Source organism: Streptomyces griseoruber, from assembly GCF_001514205.1.
Taxonomy (GTDB): Bacteria; Actinomycetota; Actinomycetes; order Streptomycetales; family Streptomycetaceae; genus Streptomyces; species Streptomyces griseoruber.
This window is the reverse complement of record NZ_KQ948781.1, coordinates 58,414-72,680: the sequence shown is the minus strand read 5'-3', so window position 1 is coordinate 72,680 and position 14,267 is coordinate 58,414. Positions and strand designations below refer to the sequence as shown.

13 protein-coding genes and 3 pseudogenes are annotated in these 14,267 nt (G+C 68.8%); 10 read left to right on the top strand and 6 right to left on the bottom strand.

The genetic code is table 11. From position 1 onward, the window contains the following. Position 1 precedes the first annotated feature (1 nt). Entirely contained in the window at positions 2–409 is a 408-nt protein-coding gene (locus AQJ64_RS36810; RefSeq protein ID WP_055631958.1) for a RidA family protein, read from the bottom strand. A 136-nt stretch (positions 410–545) separates the two neighbouring features. Here AQJ64_RS36810 and AQJ64_RS36805 point away from each other — a divergent pair, with 136 nt between their 5' ends. The 3 genes from AQJ64_RS36805 to AQJ64_RS36795 all read left to right on the top strand — a co-directional run bounded on the left by AQJ64_RS36805 (position 546) and on the right by AQJ64_RS36795 (position 3,117). Continuing rightward, positions 546–926, top strand: coding sequence for a winged helix-turn-helix transcriptional regulator (locus AQJ64_RS36805; RefSeq protein WP_055631959.1), 381 nt, complete (start codon positions 546–548; stop codon positions 924–926). 123 nt (positions 927–1,049) lie between these two features. After that, complete coding sequence (locus AQJ64_RS36800) at positions 1,050–1,583, top strand: TetR/AcrR family transcriptional regulator (protein WP_240512472.1); 534 nt, start codon at positions 1,050–1,052, stop codon at positions 1,581–1,583. A gap of 94 nt (positions 1,584–1,677) precedes the next feature. Further along, the gene (locus tag AQJ64_RS36795; protein WP_055631960.1) at positions 1,678–3,117 is read left to right on the top strand and encodes an MFS transporter; all 1,440 of its coding nucleotides are present in this window, start codon (positions 1,678–1,680) and stop codon (positions 3,115–3,117) included. 724 nt (positions 3,118–3,841) lie between these two features. On the opposite strand, the gene AQJ64_RS36790 is transcribed toward AQJ64_RS36795, so the two are convergent. After that, a complete protein-coding gene (locus AQJ64_RS36790; protein ID WP_055631961.1) occupies positions 3,842–4,411 on the bottom strand; it encodes a TetR/AcrR family transcriptional regulator in 570 nt (189 codons plus the stop codon). Between the two features lie 150 nt (positions 4,412–4,561). On the opposite strand from AQJ64_RS36790, the pseudogene AQJ64_RS48580 reads away from it, so the two are divergent. Beyond that, positions 4,562–4,692 (top strand): annotated as a pseudogene (locus AQJ64_RS48580) (IS5/IS1182 family transposase); the annotation flags it as partial. Here the strand turns inward: AQJ64_RS48580 and AQJ64_RS36785 are convergent. Then, a complete protein-coding gene (locus tag AQJ64_RS36785; RefSeq protein ID WP_055631962.1) occupies positions 4,691–5,386 on the bottom strand; it encodes an SDR family oxidoreductase in 696 nt (231 codons plus the stop codon). The pseudogene AQJ64_RS48580 and the gene AQJ64_RS36785 overlap by 2 nt on opposite strands. Before the next feature lie 137 nt (positions 5,387–5,523). Between AQJ64_RS36785 and AQJ64_RS36780 the strand changes: the two genes are divergently transcribed. Beyond that, positions 5,524–6,381 carry a helix-turn-helix domain-containing protein gene (locus AQJ64_RS36780; RefSeq protein WP_059203353.1) on the top strand — a complete coding sequence of 286 codons (858 nt, stop codon included), beginning with the start codon at positions 5,524–5,526 and terminating at the stop codon, positions 6,379–6,381. Between the two features lie 99 nt (positions 6,382–6,480). Here the strand turns inward: AQJ64_RS36780 and AQJ64_RS36775 are convergent. Then, positions 6,481–7,016, bottom strand: a pseudogene (locus AQJ64_RS36775) (transposase); the annotation flags it as partial. Positions 7,017–7,092: 76 nt separating this feature from the next. Between AQJ64_RS36775 and AQJ64_RS46920 the strand changes: the two are divergent. The 3 genes and pseudogenes from AQJ64_RS46920 (at position 7,093) to AQJ64_RS51865 (ending at position 10,214) form a co-directional block, all read left to right on the top strand. Beyond that, the gene (locus AQJ64_RS46920) at positions 7,093–7,824 is read left to right on the top strand and encodes a DUF4158 domain-containing protein (protein WP_079062156.1); all 732 of its coding nucleotides are present in this window, start codon (positions 7,093–7,095) and stop codon (positions 7,822–7,824) included. Next, positions 7,707–9,439: pseudogene (locus AQJ64_RS51875) on the top strand (Tn3 family transposase); the annotation flags it as partial. The gene AQJ64_RS46920 and the pseudogene AQJ64_RS51875, both read left to right, overlap by 118 nt. Before the next feature lie 91 nt (positions 9,440–9,530). Beyond that, on the top strand, positions 9,531–10,214 hold the full coding sequence (locus tag AQJ64_RS51865) for a Tn3 family transposase (RefSeq protein WP_055635638.1): 684 nt from the start codon (positions 9,531–9,533) through the stop codon (positions 10,212–10,214). Between the two features lie 33 nt (positions 10,215–10,247). On the opposite strand, the gene AQJ64_RS36755 is transcribed toward AQJ64_RS51865, so the two are convergent. Both AQJ64_RS36755 and AQJ64_RS36750 read right to left on the bottom strand, forming a co-directional pair. Further along, positions 10,248–11,195 carry an alpha/beta hydrolase family protein gene (locus AQJ64_RS36755; RefSeq protein WP_055635637.1) on the bottom strand — a complete coding sequence of 316 codons (948 nt, stop codon included), beginning with the start codon at positions 11,193–11,195 and terminating at the stop codon, positions 10,248–10,250. A 76-nt stretch (positions 11,196–11,271) separates the two neighbouring features. Further along, on the bottom strand, positions 11,272–12,204 hold the full coding sequence (locus tag AQJ64_RS36750; protein WP_055635636.1) for an alpha/beta hydrolase family protein: 933 nt from the start codon (positions 12,202–12,204) through the stop codon (positions 11,272–11,274). A 282-nt stretch (positions 12,205–12,486) separates the two neighbouring features. On the opposite strand from AQJ64_RS36750, the gene AQJ64_RS36745 reads away from it, so the two are divergent. Continuing rightward, on the top strand, positions 12,487–13,077 hold the full coding sequence (locus AQJ64_RS36745) for a TetR/AcrR family transcriptional regulator (protein WP_055635635.1): 591 nt from the start codon (positions 12,487–12,489) through the stop codon (positions 13,075–13,077). 176 nt (positions 13,078–13,253) lie between these two features. After that, the gene (locus tag AQJ64_RS36740; RefSeq protein ID WP_055635634.1) at positions 13,254–14,231 is read left to right on the top strand and encodes a recombinase family protein; all 978 of its coding nucleotides are present in this window, start codon (positions 13,254–13,256) and stop codon (positions 14,229–14,231) included. Positions 14,232–14,267: the final 36 nt, after the last annotated feature.

Here is a 14,267-nt window from a genome sequence, read left to right as displayed (position 1 = left end):
TTCAGTCGAGGATCGCGGTGGCTTCGATCTCGACCAGGTGGTCGGGGACGTCCAAGGCCGCAACGCCTATCAGCGTGGTCGGCGGGGCCGGGGTGATCCCCAGCTTCGCGGCTGCTCTGGAGATACCTTCCAGGAGCGGCGGCATCTTGTCGGGGGTCCAGTCGACGACGTAGAGGGTCAGCTTCGCCACGTCGTCGAAGGAGCCACCGACCTCGGCCAGGGCCGTACCGACGTTGAGATAGCTCTGCTCGACCTGGGCGGCAAGGTCGCCTTCGCCGATCGTGACTCCCGCGGCGTCCCAGGCGACCTGCCCGGCGATGAAGACCAGCCTCGACCCGGATGCGATCGACACCTGCCGGTAGACGTCGATCTTGGGTAGTCCGCTGGGGTTTACAAAGGCGATGGCCATGGCGCTTGTCTCCTCGTCCTGAGCGTCCGTGGGTTCGGGTCCGCCCCGACCACTCGGTCTCTTGTGGTTACTCAGGCACCGTAGGAGAGTGGTGGCTGAAGTGGAAGAACGCACTTTTCAGTGACTGGAGAACCTGATGGTGACCAAGCAGCTCACAGGCTCGCCCGAGGACACGGACCTGGCGCGTGCGGGCTCATTGGCGCGGGAGATCTTCTCGGACGTCGCCAACAAGTGGGCGTTCCTGATCGTCGAGGGACTCGGTGACCGCACCCTGCGCTTCAGCGAACTGCGCAACGAGATCGAGGGGATCAGCCACAAGATGCTCACCCAGAACCTGCGCATGCTGGAACGCAACGGCCTGGTCGAACGCACCGTGCACCCCACCATCCCGCCGCGGGTCGAATACACCCTCACTGAGCCGGGCCAGGCTCTGCGAGCGACGGTCGACGGGATGTGCGGCTGGACCCGCCGGTACTTCGGTCACATCGAGGCTGCCCGTCGTCGCTTCGACGCCTGACTTCTGCGGCCAACCAGCGTGCTCAGTCAGAAGTCCGGTTGACCACTCCCGTGCTCGTGTGAGTCAGCGGCGAGGTTGACACCCCTCAGATGCGAGTGGTTAATTACTTATATGGAAACGAGGATGCGTCAGCGTTCCACTGCCGAGGAGCGCCGGGCCACGGTCCTGCGCACGGCGATCAAGACATTCGCCGAGCGCGGGTACTACGGGACCTCGACGATGGACGTAGCCAAGGCCGCCGGCATCTCGCAGGGCTACCTGTACCGGCTCTTCAAGGACAAGGAGACGCTGTTCGCCGCCCTGGTCGACTACTGCTCGGACCGCCTTCGGGAGGGCGCCGCGGCAGCGGCCGCATCGGTGCAGAGCACCGACCCGGACGCGGTTCTCCGGGCGCTGACGGCCTCGTACGGCGAGGTCATCGCGGACCGGGACGTGCTCATGATCCTCAAGCACGCGGAGTGCAGCGCGAGTGAGCCGGTCATCGGCGAAGCGGTCCGCACCTGCTACGCCAAGCAGGTCGAGTACGTCCGCGCCGTCTCCGGCGCCTCGGACGAGCAGATCCGCCGCTACTTCGCCGACGGCCTGCTCGGCAACGTCATGGTGGCGATCGATGCCGCCTCCGTCGACGCCCCCTGGGTGCGCACCCTGCGCGCCTAGCGGACGGCACCCCATGGGCCGCCCCGGGCGGCCCCTTTCTTTCACCCATTATGTAAGCGGTCAACCGCTTACTACGGAGAGGCTGTGTATCCCCATGTCGTCCCCCTCCCCGCGGCGCGGCACCGGGCTGCTGCTGGCCCTGCTGGCGTTCGCCCAGTTCATCAGCGCCATCGACTACAACATCGTCTACGTCGCACTTCCGGAGATCGGCCGCGAGGTCGGTTTCGACGCCCAGAACCTCCAGTGGGTCGTCAGCGGCTACGCCGTCGCCTTCGGAGGCTTTCTGCTGCTGGGCGGACGGGCCGCCGACATCCTCGGCCACCGCCGTATGTTCGTCACCGCCCTGGTCCTGTACGGCCTGGCCTCCCTGGCCGGCGGACTCGCCGACGACCCGGGACTGCTGGTGGCCGCCCGTGCCGTCCAGGGCCTGGGCGGTGCGCTCCTGCTGCCCGCCACGCTCTCGCTGATCGCCACCACCTTCACCGAGGGCGCCCAACGCAACCGGGCCCTCGCCATCTGGGGCGGCGCCGGTGCCGTCGGCCTGGCGCTCGGCTCCCTGCTGGGCGGCATCCTGACCAACTACCTCGGCTGGGAAGCCGTCTTCTACGTCAATGTCCCCCTCGCCCTGGGCGCCGCCGCGGCCGCCTTCGCCATCATCCCCGCCGACGCTCCCCGCGAACGCGGCCGCAGCTTCGACCTGGCCGGCGCGCTGACCGCCACCATCGGCTTCACCGCCCTTGTCTTCGGCGTCGTACAGGGCCCCGAAGCCGGCTGGGGCTCCGCCCAGACCCTCATCGCCCTGCTCGGCGGGGCGCTGTTCATCGGACTGTTCCTGCTCATCGAGGCCCGCGCCGCCCACCCGTTGATGCCGCTGCGCCTGTTCCGCAACCGCAGCCTGGTCGCCGCGATGGGCATCACCTTCGTCTTCATGGGCACCTTCGGCGCCCAGTACTACTTCTTCACCGTCTACCTGCAGAACGTCCGCGGCTACGGCGCCCTCGCCACCGGTCTGGCCTTCATTCCCGCCGCGCTGGTCGGCATGGTCGGCACCAAGCTGAGCGAGAAACTGCTCGGCAGGCTCGGCGCCCGCACCACGGTCATCACCGGCCTGCTCGTCGGCGGCACCGGCATGGCCGTCCTCGCCATGGCCATGTCCCCCACCGGCGGTTACCCGATCCTGCTGCCCGGAGTGATCCTGCTCAGCCTGGGCCAGGGCATCGCCTGGACCGCGATGTTCGTCGCGGCCACCAGCGGCGTCGACGCCCACCACCAGGGCATCGCCTCCGCCATGGCCTCCACCACCCAGCAGATCGGCTCCGCCGTGGGCCTGGCGATCCTGGTAGCCATCGCCAACGCCGGCGTCCACACCACCACGGGCCCGGACCTCGTCCCCGGCCTGCGCACCGCAGGATTCACCGCCGCCGTCCTCACCCTCCTCGGCGTCGCCATCGCCCTCACCCTGCGCCGCCCCGCCCCCACCCCAACACCCGCCACCAGCACGAAGCAGCGAACGCAATCCAACATCTCCGCCTGAGCCGAAGACGAGTCACCGGGTGATGACCGGTGGCCCGGATGGTGAAGTTGCGCCTGCAGTCAGGCAGTGATGGGGGAGTTATCGGGTGTGACCTGCGCCCTGTGGAAAGCCCACGGGAACTTTCCTGCTCGCCGGGGAGGGGCGCGGCGGAGCTGTCGTTCCCCGGGGTCAGGTGGATGGGCAGGACGATGTGCCGGCCGTGGTCCGTCTCGCGGTCGTTGATGACTTCCAGGGCCGGTTCGGCGGCGGCGCGGCCTGTTGAAGCGGGACTGGGCGACGGTGGACAGGCCGAGCCACTCGGCCATCAACTGGTCGTCGAAGCCGAGGACGGAGATCCGCTGAGGCGCCTCGATCTGGACGCTACGCAGGGCCGAGACGACGGACGCAGCGAGTTCGTCCTACTCGACGAAGATCGCGCTGGGCGGCCCGCGCAGGCTCAGCAGGCTCCCGGTGGCGCCAGCAGCGATGCCGGTGCCACCAGACTGTCAAGCATCGGTCGATCTCCTCCTCGGAGGCGGAATCAACACTGTCGATACTTGTCTGCGGCTCGGGCCCGCCAACTGGGAACCGCATCAAGCCGCCCCATTACCGGCACACCCGTTGCGGAGTTGGCGGTCCTTGACGCGACTTTAGGTGCGGGACTGGTCCAATTCTTCACTTCCAGCGGCTCCGTATCCAGGTCCGGGTACGTGGGCAACCGTCGCGGGACGACGTTCTGGCGCGGTCAACGCAGCAGAGGCAGGAAGATCGTGTCGACGATCTCTTCGAGGACCCGGTCGGGCGCGGGGGCGTAGGTCGTCAGGATCTCCTGGCGCAGCAGGTCGAACGGCAGGGCCTTGATGCGGTCGGTGAGGCGTTCGGACTCTGCCTCGCCGCGGGCGACGGCGCGGTCGAATATCGCGTCGACGGCCTGTTTGCGGTCGGTGTCGGCGGGGTCGAGCAGTTCGGCGGGGCTGGTGCCAGTCTCCAAGTGGTAGCTGGCCAGGTAGACGCTCATCACGGTGACGAGCTGGACCCGCGTGGCGTTGATCTCCCGCATGAGGGTCAGGACGTCTTCGCGCAGGCTGCCGGTGTCCGGGACCTTGAGAACGTTCTTCCGCAGGACGTGGACCAGGGTGGCCCGGACCAGGTCTTCGCGGTCCGACCAGCGGCGGTAGAGGACCGGGGGGCTGGTGCCGGCGCGTTTGACGACGGCGTCCATGGTGAACCTGGTGTAGCCGCCGGCGGTGAGTTCGTCCCAGGCCGCGTCGAGCAGCGCCTGCTCCAAGGCCGCTCCGCGGCGCCGCTCTGGCATCGTCACCCCCTCCACATTAGATAGACTTGCGTATCTAATGATAGCGGCTTGGAGGTCGCGCAGATAGGCGCGGGGCGCCCTTGTCAGCGAAGCCGGCACAGATCTTGGTGATCCCGGAGTTGCAACGCTCTGCGATCAACGGGGAGACCTGTGCCTGTCCCGCCATCGTGGCTGACCGAACCGCTCTGGGACCAATTTGCCGCGCTGTTGCCTGAGCGGCCGGCTTACGTCCCGACCCATCCGCTGGGCGCCATCGCCCACGCATCAGCGACCGGATCGTTACCAGATGACCGGGCCGGTCTTGTCGAAGAAGCCGCCGGTCGGGCCGTCGGCGCCGATCGAGGCCATGCGGACGATGATCTCCGCGCCCTCCTCGATGGTTTGGGTGCCCTGGTGGCCGTTGAGGTCGGTGGCGGTGTAGCCGGGGTCGACGGCGTTGAACCGGATGGCGGGGAACGCCTTGGCGTACTGCGAGGTGATCATGACCAGCGCGGTCTTGGAGGAGTTGTAGTCCAGCGCTGTCACCTGGAACTCCACCCGGCTGGGGTCGGCGCACGCCGCCAGCGAGCCCAGACCGCTGCTGACGTTGACGACGACCGGGGCGTCGCTTGCTTCCAACAGGGGCAGGAAGGCGTGCGTGACGCGCACGACGCCGAAGACGTTCGTGTCGTACGTGGTCGTCATGTCGGCCCCGGTGACCTCGCCGACTGGCTTGCGCGCGCCCACGATCCCGGCGTTGTTGACCAGGATGTCGAGGTGGCCGGCGTCCGCGCGGACGAATTCGGCGGCGGCTTTGACGGAGTCCTCGTCGGTGACGTCGAGCTGAACGAAGCGGGCGCCGAGCCTCTCAGCCGCCGTGCGGCCGTGGTGGGCATCGCGTGCCCCGACGTAGACGGTGTGCCCGGCCTCGATCAGGCGGCGAGCCGTCTCGAAACCGAGGCCCTTGTTCGCTCCGGTGATCAATGTGGTGGTCATGTGCTCACTCCGGTGGTGATCGGTGGGTCGGTGATGTCTCCACCGTCGTCGCACCGCAGACGAACAGGTAGTGCCCGCCTCAGCCAGTGGACCAGCAGTACCAGGCTGTCCGGGCGCGGCGGCGCGATACTGGGACGGTGAGCGAATCCAGGGAACTGGGCAGAGCCCTGCATGGCTGGCGGGACCGGATCGCCCCCGCCACGGTCGGACTGCCCGCGGGCGGGGTACGTCGGGCCGCCGGACTGCGCCGCGAGGAACTGGCCCAGCTCGCCGGCCTGTCGGTGGACTACATCACCCGCCTGGAACAGGGCCGGGCCACTTCCCCGTCGGCGCAGGTCCTGTCCGCGCTGGCCCGTGCCCTGCGTCTGTCGGCAGCCGAGCGCGAATACCTGTATCTCCTCGCGGGCCAGCCGGCGCCGGGTCCCGGGCAGCTGTCGGCGCACATTCCACCGGGGGTCCGAAGGCTGCTCGACCAGCTGGACGGCGCACCGCTGAGCGTGTATGACGCCGCCTGGAACCTGATTCTGTGGAACCCGTTGTGGGCTGCCCTGTTCGGAGACCCGTCCGCGCTGCGCGGACGCGAGCGCAACATCGTCTGGCGGCACTTCGCCGGTCTGCCCAGCCGGGTCAGCCACACCCCCGAGCAGGAGGCCCGGTTCGAGGCGGCCGTGGTCGCCGATCTCAGGGCGGCGACCGCCCGCTACCCCGCCGATGCCGGCCTGCGCTCCCTGATCAAGGACCTGCGGGGTGTCAGCACCGACTTCGCACGCCTGTGGGACACGGGCATCGTGGGCGTCCATGAGTCGGACACCAAGACCGTCCATCACCCCGATGCCGGCGCAGTCACCTTCGACTGTGACGTGCTGACGGCTCCCGGCAGCGATCTGCGCATAGTCGCCTATACCGCCGCTCCTGGCAGCGAAGCCGCCGACCGGCTCCGGCTCCTCAACGTCATCGGCACCCAGACCATGACCGAAGACAGCACCCCGGGATAGCAGTCGGCGGGCGCACTCCCCATGGCCCGCAGTCGGCGCACCGACCACCGACGACCGCTCGCTGCAACGCCGACGAGAGGTCCCCGGACAGGCGTGCTCTCATGGGCGGCGGATCGGGCGTTCGTCCCAGCGGTGGGTCGTCCATGCCCGTCGAATCAGGCTACGAACGCTGATGATGGTGTCGGCCAGGTCGAAGAAGGCGTCGATGGCAGTCACCCGGCGCTCGTAGCAGCGGGCGAGGCGGTAGAAGGCGTTCTGCCAGGCGTGGGTCCTTTCGACATGCCACCTCTGACTTGCCTGGATCGGTGCTTTCTCGCCCTTGTGCGCGATGCGGCCGTGCAGGCCGCGCTCGTCGAGCAGGGCGCGGGTCTTGTCAGAGTCGTAGCCGGCGTCCAGGTGCACGGTAACGTCGTCCGGCAGGGGTCCCAGGTCGTCCAGGCGGTCCAGGGTCGAGGCGAGGAGCGGGGAGTCGTGACGGTTCGCTCCGGCCAGCACGCGGCCCAGCGGAATTCCGTAGCCATCCGTCATGCCTGAGCGTTTGAGGCCCTGTTTGCCACGGTCGACTGGTGAACGCCGGCGACCTCACCGCCACCCGGTGCCTTGGTGATGGAGCCATCGACGGCGATCTGGGGTATCGCCGAGGTGAGCCCAAACGGGGCCATGGGATGATCTTGAATCCGTGAGGGCTCGGCCCGTCACCCGCTCGGCTCAGTGTCGTTGGTGGTGATGTTGGCTGTCGTCTGGGGCCTGGGGTGGGTTGTGACCTCGATCGAGCGGACCGCGTATCCGCGGTTCAAGCGGCTGATCACCACACATGAGCTGCATCTGTGCGGAGTTCGTGCGGCGGGCGGTGGAGCTGCCGGAGGGACGCTGCCGGTGTACCGGGCGGCGAAGACCATGAAGAACCACCGGGGGCTCGTACGGCAGCGGGTCGGCGTGGCTTATGACCAGGCCCGGGCCCGGCGGATCGCCGGGGAGTCGATCCGCAAGGAGGCCGCGTCGAAGAACCGGCCGGCGGACCTGATCAACATCGCGCTGGAGAAGGTGGTGGAGGCCGGGCTGGAGCTGCCAGCGTTCTCCACCTTCGACGCGATGGCCTCGACCCTCCGCAAGGAGGTGAACGCCGAGATCTGCGGGGGTATCCACAAGCGGATGAGTGCGTTCGAGCGGGCGGGGCTGCTGCGGCTGCTGGAGGAGCGCGAGAGAGACGGTACGACCCTGTACAACCGGCTCAAGAAGCCCGCCAAGGCCCGACCTGGTCTCACTTCAAGAACCTGGCCAAGCGGCTGGAATGGGTGGACGGGCTCGGCGACACGGGCGCGTGGATGGGTGACATCGCGGCGGGCAAGATTACCGATTTCGCCGGGGAGGCGGACGCGGCCGACGTGGCGGAGCTGCGGGACTGCAAGCCGGTCAAGCGCCTCGCGCTGGTGGCGTGTCTGACGCACAAGGCGCTGATGCGGGTCCGCGACGACCTGGCGACGATGTTCTGCAAGCGCGTGGCGATGAAGATCAAGAAGGCCAAGGTCGAGCTGGAGGAGATCCGGCTCGCCGAGCGGGAGATCGTCGAGGCCCTGATCGGGAACTACCGCACCGTGCTGAAGAACATCGACGAGGGAGGTCCCGCTCGGGCGGCGCTGGAGAAGGCCGCGGCCATGACCGCCGAGGTCCGGGCGGCCCTGGACGGCCTGGACGAACAGGCGCCCGCCGACGAGGTCGCGCGGCGGCTGGAAGGCAGAGTCTCCCCGGCGCTCCTTGCCCTGGCCAGGGCCCAGGCGGTGCAGGCTGGCGGGTTCGGCGCGGTCACGAAGGCGGTGGAGGGCTTCGGCGGTTTCGCCAAGCAGTACGAGCAGATCGAGAAGGTGTCCGCTCACCACGGCAACTTCTGGGAGGTGCTGCTGTACGGGCAGATAGGCCGGGACCGGGCGGTGATGTTCGACCTGGCCGAGAAGCTGGAGTTCACCGCGACGTCGGGGGACGGCCGGGTGCTGGACGCGCTCGCCCACGCCCAGCGGCACCAGGCGGCGCGCGGCGAGTACATCAGCGCCCTGGGCGAGGACGGCCGCGCGGTGGACATCTCCTTCGCCACGCAGAACTGGCAGAGGGCCGTGGCCGACAAGACGCGGCCAGGGCAGTTCGTCCGCAAGCACTTCGAGGCAATGGTCTTCACCGCGCTCGCGGAGGAACTGCGCACCGGGGACGTGGCCGTGGTGGGCTCGGAGGAGTACGCGGACTGGTCCACGCAGCTGCTGGCCTGGGAGGCCGTCAAGGAGAAGCTGGCGTCCTACCTGGTGGAGGTCGGCCTGTGTGAGGAAGGCGAGGCGGGCGAGTTCGACGCCGCCTTCTTCCGCCGGCAGCTGGAGGACAAGCTGCGCAGTGCCGCCGCGGCGGCGGACGCCGGGTACCCGGACAACGAGGGCCTGGTCATCGACCCGGAGACGGGCATCCCGTCACTCAAGGCACACCGGGCGGAGGGGCAGCGGCCGTCTGCGAAGCGGCTGGAGGAGGAGATCAAGGCCAGGATGCCGGAGCGCTCCCTGATGGGGATTCTGGCCCGCACCGCGTACTGGGTGGAGTGGTGGCGCCGCTTTGGCCCGGCCTCCGGCAACGAGCCCAAGCTCCAGGACCCCTTCGGCCGCTACGTGATCACCACGTTCGTCAAGGGCACCAACATGGGCCCGTACGAGGCCGCCCGCCACATCCCCGGCGTGAGCGGGCACGAGCTGGCGTACACGGCGAACCGGCACTTCTCCCTGGTACTGCTGCACGAGGCCATCGCCGACCTGGTCAACGCCCACGCCCGCCTCGACATCTCCCAGGCGTGGGGCGACGGTACCGCGGTGGCCGCCGACGGCACCCACATGGACACCTACCTGGACAACCTGCTGGCCGAGACGAGCGTCAGGTACGGCAAGCCGGGCGGGATCGCCTACCACCACGTCTCGGACACCTACATCGCGCTGTTCACGCACTTCATCCCGTGCGGCGTGTGGGAGGCCGTCTACATCATCGAGGCCTGCTGAAAAACACGTCCGAGGTGAAGCCGACCACCGTGCACGCCGATACCCAGGGCCAGTCCCAGCCGGTGTTCGCGCTCGCCCACCTCCTGGGCTTCGATCCTGATGCCCAGGATCAGGAACTGGAAGGGCATGACCTTCTACCGGCCCAGCAAGACCACGGAGTGCGTCCACATCGACGCCCTGTTCGGCGAGGTGGGCAAGAACGTCATCGACTTCGACCTGATCGAGTCCCGGTTCCGCCACCTGATGCGCGTGGCCGTCTCCGTACGCGAGGGCGCCATCTCCTCTTCCACGCTGCTCAAGCGCCTCCGCTCCGGGTCGCGGAAGAACGCCACCTACGCCGCCTTCCGCGAGGTCGGCCGCGTGATCCGCACCGTGCAGCTGCTGCGCTACCTCTCGGACGCACCGCTGCGCCGGCGGGTGACCGCGGCCACGAACAAGGTCGAGTCGTTCAACCGGTTCTCCCAGTGGATCGGCTTCGGCAACTGCGGCGTCATCGCCGACAACGGCCCGGTCGAGCAGGAAAAGGCAATGAAATTCAACGCGCTGCTCACGAGCGCGGTGATCTTCCACAACGCCCTGGACATCGCCGAGATCATCCGCCAGCTGCTTGAAGAGGGCTGGGAGATCGACCCGGAGGGCCTGGCCCACATCTCGCCATACCTGACCGAGCACATCAAACGGTTCGGCGAGTACTCCACCCACGAACTCGGCATCCAGCCCGAGGCGTACGACCCGCACCTCGACGTCGACTTCAGCCCACTCCGTGGCGACCACCCGGAGCGTGCGGACGGCTACGGCCAGGCGGCCTGACCGCCGAGCGGGGTCAGCCAGGCGACGGACGCACTACTTGGTTTCGACGCGTCCGACCGGTTCGGGTCCGGTTGCCAGCGCCTCGCACGCCGTCTGCCACGCGGTGTCGCCGGGGTGGAGCCGGCTGTGGAGGTACGCGGCGGTGAGCTGCGCAAGCGCCGCGACCAGGCCGGGGTTCTCGTCGGTGGTCTCGGCGGCGTCGTACCCAGCGACTCCACCGAGTCCATGTTCCGCGCCGAACAGGGTGAGCAGGGTCTTGGGGCCGGGGGCGAGGGTGTAGGGGTCGGTGTGCCAGGCCGGGCCCATGTCTGTGAAGTGCCGGGAGTCGTCCTTGTCGCCCGCGATGACCAGCGCGGGTGTGGTCATCGCGGAGAAGTCCGTGGTCCGGAAGAACGGCGTCTTCTCGGCCATGAACCCGGTCAGGACCTTGCCGCCTCTGCCGGGCGCGGCGAGCAGCACGCCCGCCTTGATGCGAGGCTCGATGAGGTTCGCCTCCTGCCCGGTGTCGGGGTCGGTGATCCGGGCGCCCAGCAGCTGGCTCGCGGTGAAGCCGCCGAGGGAGTGTCCGGCGACGGCGACCTTGTTGTGGTCGATCCGGCTGGCGAGCAGCGGCACGGCCTTCTCAATCACGTCGAGCCGGTCGAGGATGTACGTCATGTCCTCGGTCCGCGAGCGCCAGAAGAAAGGGGCGCCCGGGACATCGGCCAGCACGTGGCCCAGGGTCCTGGAGTTGAGGTGGGTGGGCTGGATGACGACGAAGCCGAGGGCCGCCCAGAGGTTGACGATCGGTCCGTAGCCGTTCAGGGAGGAGAGGTTGTTCGAGGGGCCGTGGCCGTGGGAGAGGAGGATCACGGGCAGGCCGGTCCCGGTCGCGGGTGCCGTGACGCGCACCTGGAGGACGACGGGCCGTCCGGGCACGGACAGGACCACCGGGCTGTACGACAGCACCGGAGCGGGCGGGCCGACGGTGGACGCGTTCATGAGGGCTGGTTCCTTTCTGCTGCGTGTGCCGCCGCCCGGCCGAGGCCGGGCGGCGAGAGGCGAGTGGTCGGGCGCGTTACTTGCTCTGCAGCGTGCCGAGCGGGTTGGGGTCCTCCTCCAGTGCGGTGGCCGCCGCCTTCCAGGCGGTGTCCTCGCCGTACAGGGCGCTGCGCAGGTAGGCCGTGGTGAGCTGCTGGATCAGGGCAACGCGTGCGGGGCTGGCGTCGGTCGTCTCGGCGACCTCGTGTCCTGGGATGCCACCGAGGGAGTGCTCGGCCTCGAACAGAGTGAGCAGGCTCTTGCTGCCGGGGCTGTAGGTGTAGGGGTCGGTGAACCAGTCCGGTCCGCGGGTGGACAGGTGGGACTGGTCCTTATCCCCGGCGACGATGAGGGCTGGGGTGGTCATGGTGTCGAAGGACGGCTTCATGAAGGGGAAGTGCTCGGCGGCGAACGGGACCAGGTCGTCGCCCAAGCCGGTCAGGGCCAGCAGCACGCCCGCCTTGACCCGGGGGTCGGACATGTCCTCACCCGGCTTGCCCTCGGAGTCGAGGACACGTGCGCCCAGCAGCGTGCTCGCCGACTGGGCTCCCCAGGAGTGGCCGGCCACGGCGACGCGGTCACGGTCCAGGCGCCCGGCCAGGCCCGGCACGGAGGCTTCCAGGACGTCGAGTCCGTCCAGGACGCGGGTGAGGTCCTCGATGCGCAGGCGCCAGATCCGCGGGGTACGGGGGTCCTCGGCGGGGATGCCCAGGGTCCTGGAGTCGAGGTGGGTGGGCTGAATGACCATGAAGCCGTGGGCGGCCCAGAAGTCGGCCAGCGGGGCGTAGCCGTCCATCGACCAGCCGAAGCCGTGCGAGAAGACGATGACGGGCAGGCCGGTCCCGGTCGCGGGGGCGGACACGCGGACCTGGAGGTCGTCACCGCGGCCAGGGGCGGACAGGACGACCGGCCGCGCGGATACCACCGTGGTGGGTGCGCCCTGGGCGTTCGCGGTCTTGGATTCGGACATGGAGGTGCCTTCCGTTCGGTGCGTGCGCACTCTTGGGTTCGGTGGGCCCGGCAGGCGGCGCCGCGGGCATGGGCCGGATGGGGAGCGTTTCTCATGCGGGGCCACATCGACGCCGGGTGGCGACGAGGACGTGGCTGTTCCGGTCCCGGGTGGAGCGTGCTGAGGACAGGGGTTGGCCGCAGGACTGCCGGTCTGCCATCATGAATGAAACGGAACCTTGTTCCGAATACAATACGGAACATCGATCCGTTTTGCAAGATCGGCCATGGAAGGAGTGTTGCGGTGAACGACGGCGGCCAGAGCCCGGGAAGCTCAGCCAGGTCCAATCGCAAGGACGCCCGGCGCAACCGGCAGGCGCTGCTGGACGCGGCCGCCGCGGTCTTCGTGACCTCGGGTGTGGAGGCGCCGGTACGCGACATCTCGGCCAAGGCCGGCGTCGGGGTGGCCACGATCTACCGCCACTTCCCCACCCGGGCGGACCTCGTCGTCGCCGTCTACCGCCACCAGATCGACGCCTGCGCCGAAGCCGGCCCCACCCTGCTGGCGGCCGGCCCCACTCCCTACGCCGCCCTGGGGCGGTGGGTCGACCTCTTCGTCGACTTCCTCGTCACCAAACACGGCCTTGCAGCCGCGATGCAGGGCGACAGCACCAGCTTCGAGGCGCTCCACGCCTACTTCCTCGAACGCCTCCTGCCGGTGTGCACCCAGCTCCTCGAAGCTGCCGCCGCCTCCGGCGAGATCCGCTCCGGCCTCGACGCCTACCACCTCATGCGCGGCATCGGAAACCTCTGCATCGGCGCCGAGAGCGACCCCCGCTACGACGCACGCCGACTGGTCGCGCTCCTCGTCGCCGGACTACGTCAATCGAACTGACCGCGGCGCTCGCGAATCACGGAGGTTCTCGCACAAACGACGACCCTTTGCCCGAGCAAGATCAAATAGGGTCGGACGAAGATCACCAAGAAGCGGATCGACTCTCAGAACCCGTTCGCGCTCAAAGGTGGCAGGAGGGGGGTTCTGCGACTTGCGTTGTGCGAAAATCTGGGTCCATGGCGGCCCCTCAAGAATCTTCCGCTGGACCTGAGTCCGAAGCCGATCTCGTCGAGCGCCATCCGTGCCCGAAGTGCAAGGCCGCCCCCGGCTCGCCGTGCCGCTCGCGCAGCGGGGCAGTCACGAGCGCCTACCACACCGGCCGCTTCACCGAGGTGCCGAAGCTGGCGAAGGAGCTGCGGGTGCCGACCCCGGCCAATCGAGGGCCGGGGCAGCCCTGGCGGCCCGGCAAGTCGGTGCCCGCGGCCGTCGATCCCAGTCTGCCGAGCGCGGACATCCGTATCGGCTATGCCCGTTGCTCGCACCTCAGCCAGGAGCTCGACTCGCAGCTGGACGCGCTCGCCAAGCACGGCATCGGCAGAGACAAGATCTTCAGCGAGAAGATCAGCACCCGGAGCAAGGTCCGCCCGCAGTTCGAGGAGGCGCTGAAGACCGCCCGGGAGATCAAGGCGCACGCCCCGCACTGCCGGGTCATCTTCACCGTGTTCGAGATGAAGAGGCTGGGGCGTGACGCGGCAGAGCTCACCGCCCTCGCGGACCATCTGACCGAGCACGGCCTGGTGCTGGAGATGCTCGCCGGGCCGTTGCCCGGCATCTACGACCCCACCGGTCCCGGCAAGCTGCTGTTCGGGTTCTTCGCCGCGATGGCGGAGACGGAGCGGGAGAACATCCGGGAGTCGACGCTGGAGGGGCTGGAGACCGCGGCCCGCAAGGGCAAATACGGCGGCCGGCCCCCGGTCATCACTGACGACATGCTGCACACCGTGCTGCGGCGCAAGGCGCTCGGCGAGTCCGTCGAGCAGATCCAGCCCGCCCTGATCATCCCCACCGGCAAGCGCAAGGGACAGAACCCGTCCGTCGCCAGCATCTACCGGGCGCTCGCCGAGCACGAGAAGACCCAGGCGTACCCGGAGGCAGTCGAGACGGCACACGCCGACTTCGCCGCTGTTCAGCAGCGCGACCGCAGCCCCGTGTAGTCACTCAGCGCCACATGTCCGTTCGCCGTAGCTATA